Here is a 15,675-nt window from a genome sequence, read left to right as displayed (position 1 = left end):
ATCAATTGCCTAAAATAGGGTTTTTCTCTTGTTTTATGCAACATATTATAGTCAGCAACAACATTATGGAGAAAACAAAAGATGAAAAAATTACTTCCTTTAACACTTGCAACTACCGCCTTCTTCGCAACATCAGCGCTAGCAACTGATTTAACATTAGATATTTATAACCCAGGAGAAGCGAGTGTTTTCCCAGTTTCTTCTGAAATTATTTATGGCGATAAAGATGCTGTATTAATTGATGCACAATTTCAAAAAAATGATGCACAAGCGTTGGTTGACAAAATAAAAGCCTCTGGAAAAAATCTGACTTATATCTATATCAGCCATTCTGATCCTGATTTTTATTTTGGGTTAGATGTCATTACTAAGGCATTTCCAAATGCCAAAGTAATTGCTACAGCACCCACCATTAAAGCCATTAACGAAACCCAAGCAGGAAAACTTGCCTACTGGGGGCCTGTACTTAAAGAAAATGCCCCTCAGAAAATTATCATTCCTGAAGTACTAAAAGGTGATAGTTTTTCTCTTGAAGGTGAAACTATTTCAGTCAAAGGCTTAGACGGACTATCTCCAGATAGAACATACCTGTATGTTCCAAAACTTAATGCAGTGATGGGTGGTGTTTTAGTTTCTGAAAATATTCATGTTTGGTTAGCAGATACACAAACCGTGGCAGAACGCCAACATTGGGTTAGCGCGTTACAGCAAATAAAATCACTATCTCCAAAAACTGTTATTCCTGGTCACTATTTACCAAAAGCAACATATGATCTACAAGCAGTTGACTTCACAATGAATTACCTGATTGAAGCTGAGAAAAATCTTGAAAAGACGAAAAATTCAGATGAATTTATTGCAGCGATGGAAAAAAATCATCAGAATTTAGCAGATAAATCAAGTTTAGAGCTTAGTGCAAAAGTACTAAAAGGAGAGATGCAGTGGCCTCAGTAACAAGCAATACAGGTAATACCCAAGGTACTAAAATATTGCACTATGTTTATGATCCTCTTTGTGGTTGGTGCTACGGTATTGCGCCCCTGATTGAAGCAGTAAGCAATGCATTTCCAAATTCCATTAAGTTACATGGTGGTGGATTGTTTACACCCGCAAGAGCAGTAACGGGTGGTCAATCATGGAAAGAGCATGTTACGCCAATTGATGAGCGTATTAGCCAATTATCAGGCCAAGTTTTTAGTCGCGCATACCATGACGCTCTTGGTAACACTGAAATGGTATTAAATTCACTGTTACCTATTTCAGCGATCCTTGTTGCTGAAAAAATGGGAAACCGTGGTGTTTATTTACTAAAAGCACTGCAAGAGGCCTATTACCTTGATGGCTTAAATATCAGTGACAAAGATACACTGCTATTTATTGTGAAAAAACTTGGCTTTGATGTTGAACAATTTGCGTCCTTACTGTCCGAAATTGACGAAACTCAAATTCAACAGCACTTAAGCCAAACACAACAATTAATGAACCAAGTAAATGGTCGAGGTTTTCCGACTTTATTTATTGAAGATAACCAAGGTTATCGCCTGATATCGGTTGAAAAATATTTAGGTGATACAAAACGTTGGCAGCAATTTATAAAAGAAAACCTATAATCTTCTTTTCAGTGTGCTGATTAATTTCCGCACACTGCCTTTTTTATTTCCATTCTTATTATTCTTACTATTTTGTGTTTTTGCTATAACTCATAAAAAAACATTGAAATCAATTAATTAAAGGGACTGTAAGACGAAAAATAGCAACTTAATACCATTAATGTAGAAAATGAAAGACAAGAGCCAAATGCCACTTTTTTTATGTGATCTTTTATTGTGATTAATACTGCAAAATACACACTTAATCCTAAAAAAGAGCCAAGCAAAAGAATATAGGGTAATTTTTCAAACCCACACCATGCACCAATAGCACCAAATAATTTCACATCGCCAAAACCTAAAATGCATTTTTGGCAGATAAAATATCCCCATAAATAGATGCTATAAAAAAGCCCCGTACCACCTAGAAAACCATAAAAAGCATATTCAAAAGACACTAATCCATATGCAGTGTAATTACACAACAACCCTAAAAATATTAGCCAATAAGTTAACGTATTAGGCAAAAGAAAATAGTCAGCATCAAAGAAAGAGAGCATTAACAAATAAAAGCTTAATACAGAAAGTATTATCAATAAAGAAAACGAATAAATTGAAAAAGACCAATATAAACAAATAATAAGGTAGCTTATGACAAATTGTTTACGACGGGTTTTAGGTAACAAAAATAAGAGAGAAAAAGGCAGACAAAACTTAATAAAAATAAGAAAGTCATTCAAAAAAGAGAGCAAAGGTGTTTTTATAAAACAACAACGGCTTAATGGCATAAATATCTACTCCTTAGATACCTCGTTATCCTTGTTAAACGACTGTATAAGAGTATCCATTTAATACCGAGAATTTTCTTTCTAATTACAATGAAAACATGAAATTTTGCGACAAAACACGCAATAAGATCCACGCTATAATAACGACAAAAGCAAAGTGATAACTTGCATGCCATAATGTCATGCGTATGATGCATATCACATATTTTATTTATCACGGTTAACCATCTTTTACGTAAGGGTTTCACGTTATGCGTATTCCTCGCATTTATCATCCAGAACCACTCACAGCAGGTACTCAAACAGCATTAGATGAAGAAGCATCTAATCATGTTGGGCGTGTATTAAGAATGTCTACTGGGCAAAAACTGGCACTGTTTGATGGTTCAAATCAGGTATTTGATGCTGAAATCATAGAAAGCACAAAAAAGTCAGTCACTGTGCAAATTAATGAAGGCATTGTTGATGATAAAGAATCCCCTCTCGACCTCCATTTAGGGCAAGTGCTTTCACGAGGCGAGAAAATGGAATTTACGATCCAAAAATCAGTTGAGTTAGGTGTTAATACGATCACTCCACTGATCTCAGAACGCTGTGGTGTTAAACTTGACCCTAGTCGTTTAGAGAAAAAACATCAGCAATGGCAAAAAATTATTATCTCAGCATGTGAGCAATGTGGTAGAAATAGCATCCCACAATTAATGCCGGTGATGTCATTAGAAGAATGGTGCGCTCAAAATGATGATAGTTTAAAACTCAATCTACATCCTAGGGCTAACCAAAGTATTAATACCTTACCCTTACCTGTTAAAAAAGTGCGTTTATTGATTGGTCCTGAAGGTGGGCTTTCCCCTGAAGAAATCGCCATGACAGCAGAACACCATTTTACTGATATTTTATTAGGTCCTCGTGTATTAAGAACTGAAACAACAGCACTCACCGCAATCACCGCTTTGCAGGTTCGGTTCGGCGATCTGGGATAAAGGAGAAGTAATGATTAAATTAGGTATTGTGATGGACCCTATTTCATCCATCAAAATCAAAAAAGACACCAGCTTTGCGATGCTATTAGAAGCACAACGCCGTGGCTGGGAAATTCATTATATGGAGATGAACGATCTTTACCTACACCAAGGTGAAGCACGCGCTCACACTCGTTTACTCAGCGTAGAAGAAAACCCAGAAAAATGGTTTGAATTTGGCCAAGAGCAGGATATTGCTTTAGGTGAACTAGATACCATTTTAATGCGTAAAGATCCGCCTTTTGATACCGAATTTATCTACGCAACCTATATTTTAGAACGCGCTGAAGATATGGGAACACTCATCGTTAATAAACCACAAAGCTTACGTGACTGTAATGAAAAGCTCTTTACTGCATGGTTCCCAACATTAACACCAGACACATTAGTCACTCGTGAAGCTAAGCATTTACGTGCTTTCCATGAAAAACACGGTGATGTTATTTTCAAGCCACTCGATGGTATGGGGGGAGCATCAATCTTCCGCTTGAAAAAAGATGATCCAAACGTAGGTGTTATTATTGAAACATTGACAGAACATGGTCATCGTTTCTGTATGGCACAAAATTTCTTACCTGAAATTGTTAACGGCGACAAACGTATTCTTGTTGTTGATGGCGAACCAGTGCCTTATTGCTTAGCTCGAATTCCTGCAAAAGGTGAAACGCGAGGTAACTTAGCAGCTGGTGGCCGTGGAGAAGCACGCCCATTAACAGAAAGTGATTGGGCAATTGCGCGCCAAGTCGCACCTATTCTTAAACAAAAAGGGCTTATTTTTGTTGGATTAGATGTTATTGGCGATCGTTTAACTGAGATTAACGTGACAAGCCCTACCTGCGCCCGTGAAATTGAAGCTGCTTATCCTGATGTTTCTATTACAGGCATGTTAATGGATGCCATTGAAGTACGCTTAAACAAGAAAAACTAACTTTTAAACACAAAGATTAACGGGTTTAAAAGCATGAACCTAGCCCCCATATATGAATCAATAAATGGTATACATTAAGAAAAACAATGTATAAAGGGCTAGGTTTTTTAATAAAAATGATCAGGGAACAGTACGACTATTATGAATTTACTTAACCATTTTCTTATTGCTATGCCTTCATTAAGCGATCCGTTATTTGAACGCTCGGTCGTCTATGTTTGCGAACATAATGAAAACGGTGCGATGGGCTTAATTATTAATAAACCTATCGAAGACATCTCTGTGGAAGGTGTATTAGATCAACTGGAAATTTTTTCGACTGATAGAGACGAAGCGATTAGCTTACAAAAACCTGTGATGTCAGGAGGCCCAGTTGCAGAAGAACATGGTTTTATCTTGCATACTCCAGTTTCAGGTTTTAGCTCTAGCATTAAAATTAGTGACAGCACAATGATCACAACGTCCAAAGATGTATTAGAAACCTTAGGCACAGCAAGACAACCAGAAAAAACATTAGTCTCTCTAGGTTATTCCAGTTGGGAACAAGGCCAATTAGAGAAAGAAATCTTAGAAAATAGCTGGCTAACAGTTGAAGCCTCGCCTCAAATTATTTTCGATACCCCTATTGCTGAGCGTTGGCATAAAGCCGCTGAATTAATTGGGATTAATATCCACACCATTTCACCAATAGCGGGTCATGCATAATGTCAAACAGAACGGTAATGGGCTTTGATTTCGGTACTAAAAGCATTGGTGCCGCTATCGGTCAAGAAGTTACAGGAACCGCAAGACCATTAGCCTCATTTAAAGCAAAAGATGGCATTCCTGATTGGACTCTAATCGAAAAAATCATAAAAGAGTGGCAACCTGATTTAGTGGTTGTCGGCTTACCTCTTAATATGGATGGCACCGAACAGTTAGTCACAACTCAAGCTAAAAAGTTTGCTAATCGCCTTCATGGTCGATTTGGTGTACAAATTGCATTGCATGATGAACGCCTTAGCACCGTAGAAGCTCGCGCTCATCTTTTTGAACGTGGTGGTTACCGTTCCTTAGATAAAGGCAGTGTAGATGCAGCATCTGCCGTTATTATTCTTGAAAGCTGGTTTGAACAGCAGTTTTAAAACATAAGTTCCACCTTGTGACACCACTTATTTTTACTTATAAGTTATCACTCCGCTTGAATTAAACCTTCATGTTGGCGTTGCTGCCGACTTAACATGAAGGTTTGCATTCCGTATTCGCTACCTGTTTGCATTAATGTTGTCACTTGGTGGTATTTGCCTTCTCTTATAAGATGCGAAATACCCTGCGTAACCTGCATTATTTCAAATAATGCCACACGCCCACCTTCAGTTGAAGGCACTAACTCTTGTGAAATTATCGCCTTTAAACTGCACGCTAATTGTGATGAAACCCATTGACGTTCATTACCTGTAAAGACATTAGTTACGCGCTCAAGCGTTTGTACTGCTCCTTGAGTATGCAATGTTGCCAGCACTAAATGCCCTGTTTCTGCCGCCGTTAATGCCAACTGAATACTTTGTGCATCTCTTAATTCACCCAACATAATGACATCCGGATCTTGGCGTAGAGCGCTCTTTATTGCATTTGCTGTATGTTGAACATCTCGCCCTATTTCCCTTTGCTGTACAATGCTTTGCTTATTACTATGCATAAATTCAATAGGATCTTCTAATGTCAAAATATGCTGACGTTGATATTGATTTAAATGATTGATCATTGCAGCTAATGTCGATGATTTCCCACTTCCGGTTGCGCCAGTCACTAAAATAAGCCCATGAGAATAATTATCTAATAATGTTGAAACCGACTTGGGTACTCGAAGTTTATCTAAAGAAGGAATTTGTGTTTCAATGATCCTTAATACGGCGGAAACACCTTTTTGTTGACGAAATAAATTAACACGAAGTCGTTGCCCACAAGACAGCGTAAGTGCCATATCAACCTGCCCTTCATGCTCAAAAATTTGCTTTTGAGCATCACTCAAAAAAGGCAGGAGCCACGTGAGTAGACTATCAGAAGTGATAGGTTTACATTGATTTTGTTGATAAAGTATCCCATTGATCCGCAATCGAGGTACATCACCACAACAAAGGTGCAGATCCGAAGCGTTATGCTTTACACTATATGCAATTAAATTTTCCATTTTCATCTTATTATCTCCTGAGTTGCCATGAATACTATTAAACAGAATCTCGTCAATGTCAGGTCTCACATTGACACAGCAGCGCAGAAATGCGGCCGTTCTTCAGAAGAAATAACACTACTTGCAGTGAGTAAAACAAAACCTGCGAGTGACATCGAAAAAGCAATAGCATGTGGACAAACTGAATTTGGTGAAAACTATGTCCAAGAAGGTGTTGATAAAATCCATTATTTTGCTAATAACAACAGCTTAGTTTGGCACTTTATCGGTCCTTTACAGTCAAATAAAACACGCCTTGTTGCTGAGAATTTCGATTGGTGCCATACCATTGATAGATTAAAAATTGCGCAAAGATTAAGTGACCAACGTCCTGACACATTGCCACCATTAAATGTGCTTATTCAAATCAATATCAGTGATGAAAATAGTAAATCAGGTATTAATCTGACAGAGCTTGATGGGTTAGCAGCGCAAATTTCTATTCTTTCAGGTATTAAATTACGTGGATTAATGGCGATCCCAGCACCTGAAAGTGAGTATGACAAACAAGTTGAAGTGTTAAAAAAAATGCATCTCGCATTTAAGCAATTACAATCTCAATATCCCAATATAGATACGTTATCTATGGGAATGACGAGTGATATGGAAGCGGCGATTGCTTGTGGTTCAACGCTCGTTCGTATTGGTACAGCAATTTTTGGCGCAAGAGATTACGCGACTAAGTAGAAATAGAGGTTTATATGGAACATCGTAACATCGCTTTTATTGGCGCTGGAAATATGGCTCATGCCATTATTGCAGGGTTGATTCAAGGCGGATATCCAGCACATAAGATAACCGTTAGCTCACCTTCTGCCGTTCGCCGTGAACCTTTAGAAAAAGAGTTCGGCATTCATAGTACTAATGACAATATTGATGCCGTTCAAAAAGCGGATGTCATTGTGCTGGCAGTCAAACCACAAATGATGGAAGAAGTTTGTAAGCCCTTACAAAATATCGCAATGAGTAAAAAGTTGGTCCTTACTATCGCTGCTGGCATTCCTGCTACACGTTATAACGACTATTTTGCGACTCAATTACAGCTTGTTCGCATTATGCCAAATACTCCGGCATTAGTAGGTAAAGGCTTAAGTGGTATGTTTGCACACAATTCACTTTCATCTCAAGATAAACAGTTTGCTGACGAATTAATGAAAAGTGTCGGAACAACTGTTTGGGTAGAGCAAGAATCTGCCATCAATGATATTATCGCCGTTGCTGGTAGTGCACCCGCTTATTTCTTCTTGTTTATGGAATCCATGCAACAAGAAGCTGAACGTTTAGGTTTTTCACCTGAAGTAGCAAGAGCTATTGTGCAACAAGCCGCAAGTGGTTCTACCGCTTTAGCTGAGAAACAACATATGTTGCCTTTCTCAACTTTACGTGAGCAAGTAACATCAAAAGGTGGAACGACAGCGGCTGCACTTATGCAGTTTTATGAAGGAAAATTACCTGAAAACGTCGCTTCTGCCATGCAAGCTGCAATTAAACGTGCGCAAGAAATGGAAAAACAATTTTAATTTCATCAGGGCCAACTAATGAATTTTTTAAATTTCGTCATTCTGACTCTTCTTCAACTCTACACATCCGTACTTCTATTACGTGTTTGGATGCAATGTGTCAGAGCTGATTTTTATAATCCTTTTTCACAATTTATCGTCAAAATCACACAGCCAATTGTTCGTCCATTAAGAAGTGTTATTCCTTCTATTGGTCCTATTGATACCGCTTCAGTCTTATTAGCCTATATCCTCATTCTGCTTGGTATTATTATTCCATCTTACTTATCAGGGACATCTATTCCTTTCTCTTTAATGTTCCCATTTGCCTTTATTGAACTGCTCACAGCAGCCGGTAAGATGATTTTCTGGTTGATCATTATCCGCGCAATTCTTAGCTGGGTAAGCCAAGGTCGTAACCCAATTGATCATCTTTTATATCAATTAACAGAACCTTTAATGGCGCCAATTCGTCGTGTAATTCCGGCAATGGGCGGTTTAGATTTCTCTGCAATGATTGTTATTCTTGTACTTTACGCTCTGAATTATCTACGAGTAGACGTTTTACAATGGCTACTTAGCGTAACCCTTTACTAAGAGGATAACACTCATGCAAAAAGTCGTTCTCGCAACAGGAAATCCGGGGAAGGTCAAAGAGCTAGCCTCTTTGCTTTCTGATTTTGGTTTAGATATTGTTGCTCAAACAGAGCTTGGTGTTGATTCTGTTGAAGAAACAGGCTTAACCTTTGTTGAAAATGCGCTAATTAAAGCGCGTCATGCCGCAAAAGTGACAGGTTTACCTGCCATTGCCGATGACTCAGGTATTTCAGTTGATGCATTAGGTGGCGCGCCAGGGATTTACTCAGCACGCTATGCGGGTGTTGATGCAAGCGATCAGCAAAATCTGGATAAATTGCTTGATGCAATGAAAGATGTACCTGCTGAAAAACGCCAAGCTCAATTTAACTGTGTATTGGTTTATATGCGCCATGAAAACGATCCAACTCCACTGATTTTCCACGGTATTTGGCACGGTATATTAAGCACAGAAATGCACGGTGAAGGTGGATTTGGCTACGATCCTATTTTCTTTGTTCCTGAATTAAATTGTACTGCTGCACAATTAACTAAAGAGCAAAAGAATCAGCATTCACACCGCGGTAAAGCACTTAAATTAATGTTGGATGCCCTTAAGAATGCTTAAGTTGCCCCCATTAAGTTTGTATATTCATATTCCTTGGTGTGTACAAAAATGTCCTTATTGTGATTTCAACTCACACACCTTAAAAGGAGAAGTACCACATCAGGAATATGTGCAACATTTACTCAATGATTTAGATGCCGATCTTATTCACGTTGGCTCCCGTGAAGTACAAACAATATTTATTGGTGGCGGTACACCTAGTTTATTAAGCGCTGAGTCAATGGCTGATTTACTCTATGGTGTGAAAGAGCGTATTGCTGTTAGCCCTAACGCAGAAATTACTATGGAAGCAAATCCAGGAACCGTAGAAGCTGAACGTTTTTCTGGATTCCAGCGTGCGGGTGTCAATCGTATTTCTATTGGTGTGCAAAGTTTTGGTAACGATAAGCTTATTCGCCTAGGGCGTATTCATGATGCTGATGAAGCTAAAAATGCGGCTCGTTTAGCCAAAGAATTAGGCTTACGTAGCTTTAATTTAGATTTAATGCATGGGTTGCCAGACCAATCATTATCTCAAGCGCTTTCGGATTTACAGCAAGCAATAGAGTTATCTCCACCGCATTTATCTTGGTATCAATTAACCATTGAACCCAATACACAATTTGGCTCTCGTCCACCTAAATTACCTGATGACGATATGCTGTGGGATATTTTCTCACAAGGCGATAAATTACTGACAGCCGCAGGTTATCAACAATATGAAACATCGGCATATTGTAAACCGGGCTTTCAGTGTGAGCACAACTTAAACTATTGGCGTTTTGGTGATTATTTAGGTATCGGTTGTGGCGCTCATGGAAAAATAAGCTTTGAAGATGGTCGCATAATGCGAACAGTCAAAACCAAGCACCCTAAAGGTTTTATGGCGGGGCGTTATCTCCACCAGCAAAATTTTGTTGATAATGATGACCGTCCATTTGAATTTTTTATGAACCGTTTTCGTCTATTAGAAGCATTTCCAAGACAAGATTTCAGTGATTACACGGGGCTTTCTGAAGAAGTGATTCGCCATCAAATAGATGAAGCATTGTCATTAGGTTATATCAGTGAAACTGACTCTCACTGGCAAATAACCCCTCACGGCAAGCTATTTTTAAATTCATTACTTGAGCTATTTCTTTAATATTGCTGATTTCAAATAGCTAATTTAAAAACGCCCATACTGTTATTGAACTGAGATCAGTTCATTCATAATATGGGCATTTTTTTATTTATGATAAAGCGACTTAAACGATTATAGAAATCTTAAAGTGCGCTTTCTACCGCTTCAATCTGCTTAGTTAAGCTATCTAATCCCCCTCCAGAGAGATACCAAAGATCTGCTTGCAGATAAACAATATCGCCATTTTTATAAGCCGATGTTGTTTTCACTTCATTATTTTCAAAGGTGGCTTTCTCTAATTTACCTGCGCCAATTGCTTCGCTACGATCAACAATTAAAATAACATCAGGATTCGCTTTTGCGATCATTTCAGGGGTAACGACACGACGTTTACCTTTATCTTCTTCAGCAACCGGTGGTAATTCAGCACGTTTAGCTTTAACGACATCATAAACAACGCTTTGATTATTAGGCATTAAATTGCCATCATTATGCATTAGAACTAATACTTTTTTATCAGATCCAGCCGCTTTTTTCTGAGCTTGCTCAATAACTGTATTTAACTTAGTAAGTTGCTCTTGAGTCGCTTGCTGTTTATCAAATAATTCACCTAATAATTTGATGTTTGACTCAACAGAATTGAGATAATTAGCACTATTAGTCCCTAAATTAACAGTAGGTGCAATTTTCGCTAAAGCCTCATAAGACGCACCTTGACGACCTGTAATAATAATTAAGTCAGGTTTAATCTCTGCTAATTTTTCTAAGTCAGGCGACTTCATACCTCCGACATTAGCAACGTTACTTGCAATACTTCCTTTAATATAAGCAGGCGCATTACCTAACGGCAACCCTACCACTTTATCGGCTAAACCTAACTGAACTAAAGAATCATATAAACCAAAATCAAATAGAACAACTTTTGAAGGGTTCTTAGTGACCGACGTTTCACCTAACAAATGCTTAATCACCATTTTGTCATTCTGTTGACTAATAATTTGGTTAGGTTGATATTCAATTGGCGTTTTACTTAACGCTGAGAAACTCGTTACAGAAAGGATAGATGCGATAACTAAAGGAAGGATCTTCTTCATTAATTTTGCCCTGTTTAAGTGGAATACTCAAACAGGGCATTCTAAACAGCTCTCCCCACAAGTCAATTGAACAAGAATGATTTTCATTATTATTTTCAATTATTGTGAGTTTGCTATTTGTAAAGCTCATTAATTATCTGGTTAATAACCTAATCATTAGAGAGACAGAGCAGCTACTTCTTTAATGCATTAATTAATTCAACACGTTGATTTTCCATCTGTGTGATTTTGCTACAAGCTTGCTGACCAAATTGAGTAAACGCGGCTTCTTGCTGCTTCCACTCCTGATCTATAATCTTTTGGAAACCATCTAAGCTTCCTAATAATCCGCCTAAGGCTTTTTTACTGTCGCCACCAGCAGCGGCTAATAACTGTTTTTTCCCCAATTCATTAATACTGTCTTGCAACATACCACCTAGGCTGCTTTCTACGATTTCACGGCCTTTGGTTTCAACTTCTTTAATGGCTTGAGAATGGAACGTAATGTTATTCGGCTCTATGCTGACCACTCTATCCATTTGCTGATTAAGATCTTTCTCTAATCGACTTAATCTATTGAGGATATTACTTTCTTTACCAAAAGCTTCAATCACGACTTTATCAAGCACTTTGCGAGAATCTTGCAGTTTTACCCCTGTTTCAGTTCTTAACCAAGGTACGTCTCGTCTTACTGTTGCTTGATATTTTTTGGCTAATTCTTGTTGTTGAGGTGTCAGTGTGGCACTTTTTTCATTTTGAAATAATGTGCCATCAGGATAAATAACCATTAAACCATGTGAACCAGCAACTTCAACAAATTCAGAGGTGATGCGTAAATCATCTTTTGGCATTACAGCGCAATCAAAACTGGGTGATGCATTTGCTGTACCTGCAACAAAAAACAGTGTGACAGCAATATTTCTTAAATTCATAACAGCTCTCCTGAAAACACACCTAAAAAATGGAACGCCCTACTTTGTTTGCTAATAATTCAAGTGCTGCACAACCTGCTAATGAGTTACCTGATTTATCCAGCTCTGGTGACCAAACAGCAACCGTAAAAGCATCAGGAACAACGGCAATAATGCCACCACCCACGCCAGATTTTCCGGGAATACCAATACGAAATGCAAATTCACCTGCACCATCATACATGCCACAAGTTAACATTAACGCATTTATTTGTCGGGTTTGTCTTGGCGTAATAATCTGATTTTTATTACCCACACACGTACCTTGATTAGCTAAATAGCTAAAACATCGTGCTAATTCGGTGCAACTCATTTCTATTGAGCAATAGTGAAAATAAGTTTCAAGCACCGTAATAACATCATTCTCAAAATTACCAAAAGACTTCATCAAATAAGCGATTGATGCATTACGACTAAGATGCTCCATCTCTGATTTTGCAACCACGGAGTTATAACCAATGTCAGGAGTATCAGTAAGAAAACGGATCACTTCTAACATTCTTTGCTTAGGCGCACTCAGTCGAGATTGCAACATGTCAGTGATAACAATGGCACCCGCATTAATAAAAGGATTTCGTGGTATTCCTTTTTCCATTTCTAGCTGTATCAAGGAATTAAAAGGCAGCCCTGATGGCTCTTTTCCTACACGTTGCCAAATTTCATTTTCTTCATAACGTGTTAAAGCAAGCGTTAAGCTAAGTACTTTAGAAATAGATTGAATCGAAAAACGCTTATCTGCCATACCTGATTGATAAAGTTCACCATCAACCGTATAAACAGCCATAGCAAGCTGTTCTGGAGGTATTTGAGCCAATGCGGGAATATAATCCGCGACTTTTCCTTGCCCAATTAATGGGTGAATTTGTTGCAAAATATCTGACAGTAATGCGTTAGATAACGTTGTAGTCACAGTCCCTTCCCCAGACAGACAAGGGCATCCTTTTGGATGCCCTTGTAATCATTTGCTAAATGTATAACTTTCTATCAATCCCACCAAACATCAAATAGTTCAGAGGTCTGTACATCTTGCATTTTGCTTTCTTTGAGGAAGTTTTCGACTAATTGGCGATGTTCTTCTGTACATTTACCAATTTGTTGTAAGCAGATTAAGCCTTCCCAGCTCAGGTAACCACTTGCATCAAATGCCAGCCCGTTTGGCTCAATAACTTTGAGGATCAGTTCATCAACAAAGCGATCTACTTCCTCAATTGGGGTATTTTCTGGGAAAGTCCATTTAACTGAAAAACCTAATTCCTGAAATTCATCGATACGCATTTTTTTGCGTAAGCGGCGACTACGTTGTTTAGCCATTATTTTACCCTCTTAAACATAAGATCCCAGACTCCATGCCCTAAACGATGACCGCGTTTTTCAAACTTAGTCACAGGTCGTGTTTCTGGTCGTGGTACATAATCCTGAGTTTCTGACAAATTCTGATAACCTTCAACACTTGTCATCACTTCAAGCATATGTTCTGCATATGGTTCCCAATCTGTCGCCATATGAAAAACACCGTCTAACGTTAATTTTTTTAAAATTAATTCTGCAAAAGGCACTTGAACAATACGGCGTTTATTATGACGCGCTTTGTGCCATGGATCAGGAAAGAATAGCTGAACCATTTTTAAACTATTATCTGGGATCATATGATTGAGCACTTCAATCGCATCATGACACATGACTCTCAGATTACTTAATTGTTCTTCTTCCGCATTTGCAAGACAAGCACCAACACCCGGTGCATGTACTTCAATACCGAAATAATTATTTTCTGGTGTATTTTTTGCCATAGTCACGAGCGATGCGCCCATGCCGAAGCCAATTTCTAAAATTACAGGCGCTTCGCGTCCAAAAACCTGACTGAAGTCGATGGGTTCCGGCTGATACTCAATACCAAAGACAGGCCACTGTGTTTCTAATGCTTGCTCTTGACGAGGTGTTAAACGACCTTGTCTACGAACAAAACTACGAACGCGTCGTAAAGCACGCCCTTCTTCATTGAATTCCGGAGAAATTACATTCTTGATCATGTCTAATACTGTCAGTCGTTAGGCCAATTATTTACTTAAGATCGTTATAATGTCGCTATAGTGCAACTTAACCGACATTATCCAAAGATCACTAAGTTTAGCAAGAGTCACTCACAGAAGCATCACTCTATAAGATAAATATTAAGAGTGTTTACAGTTTATTCTCTCTGTGGTGCAATCTTACCTTAATCAGAACATGAGTTAATAAAATAAAACATGATGGAAGCTCCGCAATTTTCGCAAGTCGTGCTCAGTTGGTATCACAAGTATGGGCGTAAAACGCTCCCTTGGCAGCAAGAAAAAACGCCTTATCACGTATGGTTATCTGAGGTAATGTTGCAACAAACCCAAGTTGCCACTGTTATTCCTTATTTTGAGCGTTTTATTACACGTTTTCCTGATGTCAGCGCATTAGCTAAAGCGCCACTTGATGAAGTGCTTCATTTATGGACAGGGCTTGGTTATTACGCAAGAGCCAGAAACCTACATAAAGCCGCACAACACATTGTAGATAAACATCAAGGGCAATTTCCTGATACCTTTGAGGACGTTTGTGCCTTGCCTGGTGTTGGACGTTCAACCGCTGGTGCTATTTTATCGTTATCACTGAAAAAACCTTACCCGATTCTTGATGGTAATGTGAAACGTGTTTTAGCACGCTGCTATGCTGTCGAAGGCTGGCCGGGTAAAAAAGAGGTTGAAAATAAATTGTGGGAGATCAGCGAAAACGTCACCCCAACTGAAGGTGTAGAGTATTTTAATCAGGCAATGATGGATTTAGGTGCAATGGTTTGCACAAGAAGTAAGCCTAAATGTGAATTATGCCCATTAAATACTGGCTGTATCGCTTATGCTCAAAACAATTGGTCTGATTATCCTGGGAAAAAACCGAAAAAAGTTATTCCAGAAAAAACAACTTATTTTCTTATTTTACAATATGATAATCTTGTTTGGTTAGATAAAAGACCACCAGCAGGAATATGGGGTGGGTTATTTGCCTTTCCTCAATTTGAAACAAAAGCATTTTTAGAACAGTGGTTAAATGAGCATGGACTCGATAATAATGAATCAGAACAACTGATTTCATTTAGACATACTTTTAGCCACTTTCATTTAGATATTGTGCCAATTTGCGTAAAACTCTCAGCGTTTACCTCTATGATGGAGGAGCAAAAAGGACTTTGGTATAACTTACAGACTCCTGCAACCGTAGGGTTAGCAGCACCTGTAGAGAATTTACTTAGACAATTAGCCTAAGCT

Annotated in this window: 19 protein-coding genes; 12 read left to right on the top strand and 7 right to left on the bottom strand. The window is 38.4% G+C overall.

The features are described 5' to 3' along the window. Positions 1 to 81 precede the first annotated feature (81 nt). Together BTA34_RS03225 and BTA34_RS03220 are read left to right on the top strand one after the other, a co-directional pair. Entirely contained in the window at positions 82 to 954 is an 873-nt protein-coding gene (locus BTA34_RS03225; protein ID WP_151434480.1) for an MBL fold metallo-hydrolase, read from the top strand. Beyond that, positions 942 to 1,610: a DsbA family protein gene (locus BTA34_RS03220; RefSeq protein ID WP_151434479.1), complete on the top strand. Its 669-nt coding sequence runs from the start codon at positions 942 to 944 to the stop codon at positions 1,608 to 1,610. Before BTA34_RS03225 ends, BTA34_RS03220 begins: the two co-directional genes overlap by 13 nt. A 113-nt stretch (positions 1,611 to 1,723) precedes the next feature. Here the strand turns inward: BTA34_RS03220 and BTA34_RS03215 are convergent, their stop codons facing one another. Continuing rightward, positions 1,724 to 2,377, bottom strand: coding sequence for an A24 family peptidase (locus BTA34_RS03215; RefSeq protein ID WP_151434478.1), 654 nt, complete (start codon positions 2,375 to 2,377; stop codon positions 1,724 to 1,726). 251 nt (positions 2,378 to 2,628) lie between these two features. On the opposite strand from BTA34_RS03215, the gene rsmE reads away from it, so the two are divergent. From rsmE to ruvX, 4 genes are all read left to right on the top strand, one after another. After that, a complete protein-coding gene (gene rsmE, locus BTA34_RS03210; protein ID WP_151434477.1) occupies positions 2,629 to 3,360 on the top strand; it encodes a 16S rRNA (uracil(1498)-N(3))-methyltransferase in 732 nt (243 codons plus the stop codon). Positions 3,361 to 3,370: 10 nt separating this feature from the next. Further along, entirely contained in the window at positions 3,371 to 4,327 is a 957-nt protein-coding gene (gshB, locus tag BTA34_RS03205; protein ID WP_023581014.1) for a glutathione synthase, read from the top strand. Between the two features lie 141 nt (positions 4,328 to 4,468). Beyond that, positions 4,469 to 5,032 carry a YqgE/AlgH family protein gene (locus BTA34_RS03200; protein WP_023581015.1) on the top strand — a complete coding sequence of 188 codons (564 nt, stop codon included), beginning with the start codon at positions 4,469 to 4,471 and terminating at the stop codon, positions 5,030 to 5,032. Beyond that, positions 5,032 to 5,451 (top strand): Holliday junction resolvase RuvX, encoded by a 420-nt coding sequence (gene ruvX, locus BTA34_RS03195; RefSeq protein ID WP_151434476.1) that lies wholly within the window; start codon positions 5,032 to 5,034, stop codon positions 5,449 to 5,451. The genes BTA34_RS03200 and ruvX overlap by 1 nt, the downstream gene beginning before the upstream one ends. A 47-nt stretch (positions 5,452 to 5,498) precedes the next feature. Here ruvX and BTA34_RS03190 read toward each other — a convergent pair whose 3' ends face one another. Continuing rightward, the gene (locus BTA34_RS03190; RefSeq protein ID WP_151434475.1) at positions 5,499 to 6,503 is read right to left on the bottom strand and encodes a type IV pilus twitching motility protein PilT; all 1,005 of its coding nucleotides are present in this window, start codon (positions 6,501 to 6,503) and stop codon (positions 5,499 to 5,501) included. Positions 6,504 to 6,524: 21 nt separating this feature from the next. Here BTA34_RS03190 and BTA34_RS03185 point away from each other — a divergent pair, with 21 nt between their 5' ends. Genes BTA34_RS03185 through hemW form a run of 5 tightly spaced genes read left to right on the top strand, consistent with a single transcriptional unit; the run spans position 6,525 to position 10,362 of the window. Further along, positions 6,525 to 7,223 carry a YggS family pyridoxal phosphate-dependent enzyme gene (locus BTA34_RS03185; protein WP_151434474.1) on the top strand — a complete coding sequence of 233 codons (699 nt, stop codon included), beginning with the start codon at positions 6,525 to 6,527 and terminating at the stop codon, positions 7,221 to 7,223. A 14-nt stretch (positions 7,224 to 7,237) separates the two neighbouring features. Then, the gene (gene proC, locus BTA34_RS03180; RefSeq protein ID WP_151434473.1) at positions 7,238 to 8,056 is read left to right on the top strand and encodes a pyrroline-5-carboxylate reductase; all 819 of its coding nucleotides are present in this window, start codon (positions 7,238 to 7,240) and stop codon (positions 8,054 to 8,056) included. An 18-nt stretch (positions 8,057 to 8,074) separates the two neighbouring features. Then, on the top strand, positions 8,075 to 8,632 hold the full coding sequence (locus BTA34_RS03175; RefSeq protein WP_151434472.1) for a YggT family protein: 558 nt from the start codon (positions 8,075 to 8,077) through the stop codon (positions 8,630 to 8,632). 13 nt (positions 8,633 to 8,645) lie between these two features. Continuing rightward, a complete protein-coding gene (locus tag BTA34_RS03170; RefSeq protein WP_151434471.1) occupies positions 8,646 to 9,239 on the top strand; it encodes an XTP/dITP diphosphatase in 594 nt (197 codons plus the stop codon). Continuing rightward, positions 9,232 to 10,362: a radical SAM family heme chaperone HemW gene (gene hemW, locus BTA34_RS03165; RefSeq protein ID WP_151434470.1), complete on the top strand. Its 1,131-nt coding sequence runs from the start codon at positions 9,232 to 9,234 to the stop codon at positions 10,360 to 10,362. The genes BTA34_RS03170 and hemW overlap by 8 nt, the downstream gene beginning before the upstream one ends. 122 nt (positions 10,363 to 10,484) lie before the next feature. Here the strand turns inward: hemW and BTA34_RS03160 are convergent, their stop codons facing one another. The 5 genes from BTA34_RS03160 to trmB form a co-directional block, all read right to left on the bottom strand. Then, entirely contained in the window at positions 10,485 to 11,435 is a 951-nt protein-coding gene (locus tag BTA34_RS03160) for a siderophore ABC transporter substrate-binding protein (RefSeq protein WP_151434469.1), read from the bottom strand. 173 nt (positions 11,436 to 11,608) lie between these two features. Next, on the bottom strand, positions 11,609 to 12,346 hold the full coding sequence (locus tag BTA34_RS03155) for a DUF2884 family protein (protein WP_151434468.1): 738 nt from the start codon (positions 12,344 to 12,346) through the stop codon (positions 11,609 to 11,611). Positions 12,347 to 12,368: 22 nt separating this feature from the next. Further along, positions 12,369 to 13,295, bottom strand: coding sequence for a glutaminase B (gene glsB, locus BTA34_RS03150; protein ID WP_151434467.1), 927 nt, complete (start codon positions 13,293 to 13,295; stop codon positions 12,369 to 12,371). Between the two features lie 74 nt (positions 13,296 to 13,369). After that, positions 13,370 to 13,696 carry a YggL family protein gene (locus tag BTA34_RS03145; RefSeq protein ID WP_023581025.1) on the bottom strand — a complete coding sequence of 109 codons (327 nt, stop codon included), beginning with the start codon at positions 13,694 to 13,696 and terminating at the stop codon, positions 13,370 to 13,372. After that, positions 13,696 to 14,415 (bottom strand): tRNA (guanosine(46)-N7)-methyltransferase TrmB, encoded by a 720-nt coding sequence (gene trmB, locus BTA34_RS03140; RefSeq protein WP_109373894.1) that lies wholly within the window; start codon positions 14,413 to 14,415, stop codon positions 13,696 to 13,698. The genes BTA34_RS03145 and trmB overlap by 1 nt, the downstream gene beginning before the upstream one ends. A gap of 216 nt (positions 14,416 to 14,631) precedes the next feature. Between trmB and mutY the strand changes: the two genes are divergently transcribed. Next, positions 14,632 to 15,672 (top strand): A/G-specific adenine glycosylase, encoded by a 1,041-nt coding sequence (mutY, locus tag BTA34_RS03135; RefSeq protein WP_151434466.1) that lies wholly within the window; start codon positions 14,632 to 14,634, stop codon positions 15,670 to 15,672. The last annotated feature ends 3 nt before the right edge of the window (positions 15,673 to 15,675 follow it).

The organism is Proteus sp. CD3 (assembly GCF_008808075.1).
GTDB classification, from domain to species: Bacteria; Pseudomonadota; Gammaproteobacteria; order Enterobacterales; family Enterobacteriaceae; genus Proteus; species Proteus appendicitidis.
Note: the sequence above shows the minus strand (reverse complement) of the source record. Positions and strands in the feature narration are given on the sequence as shown.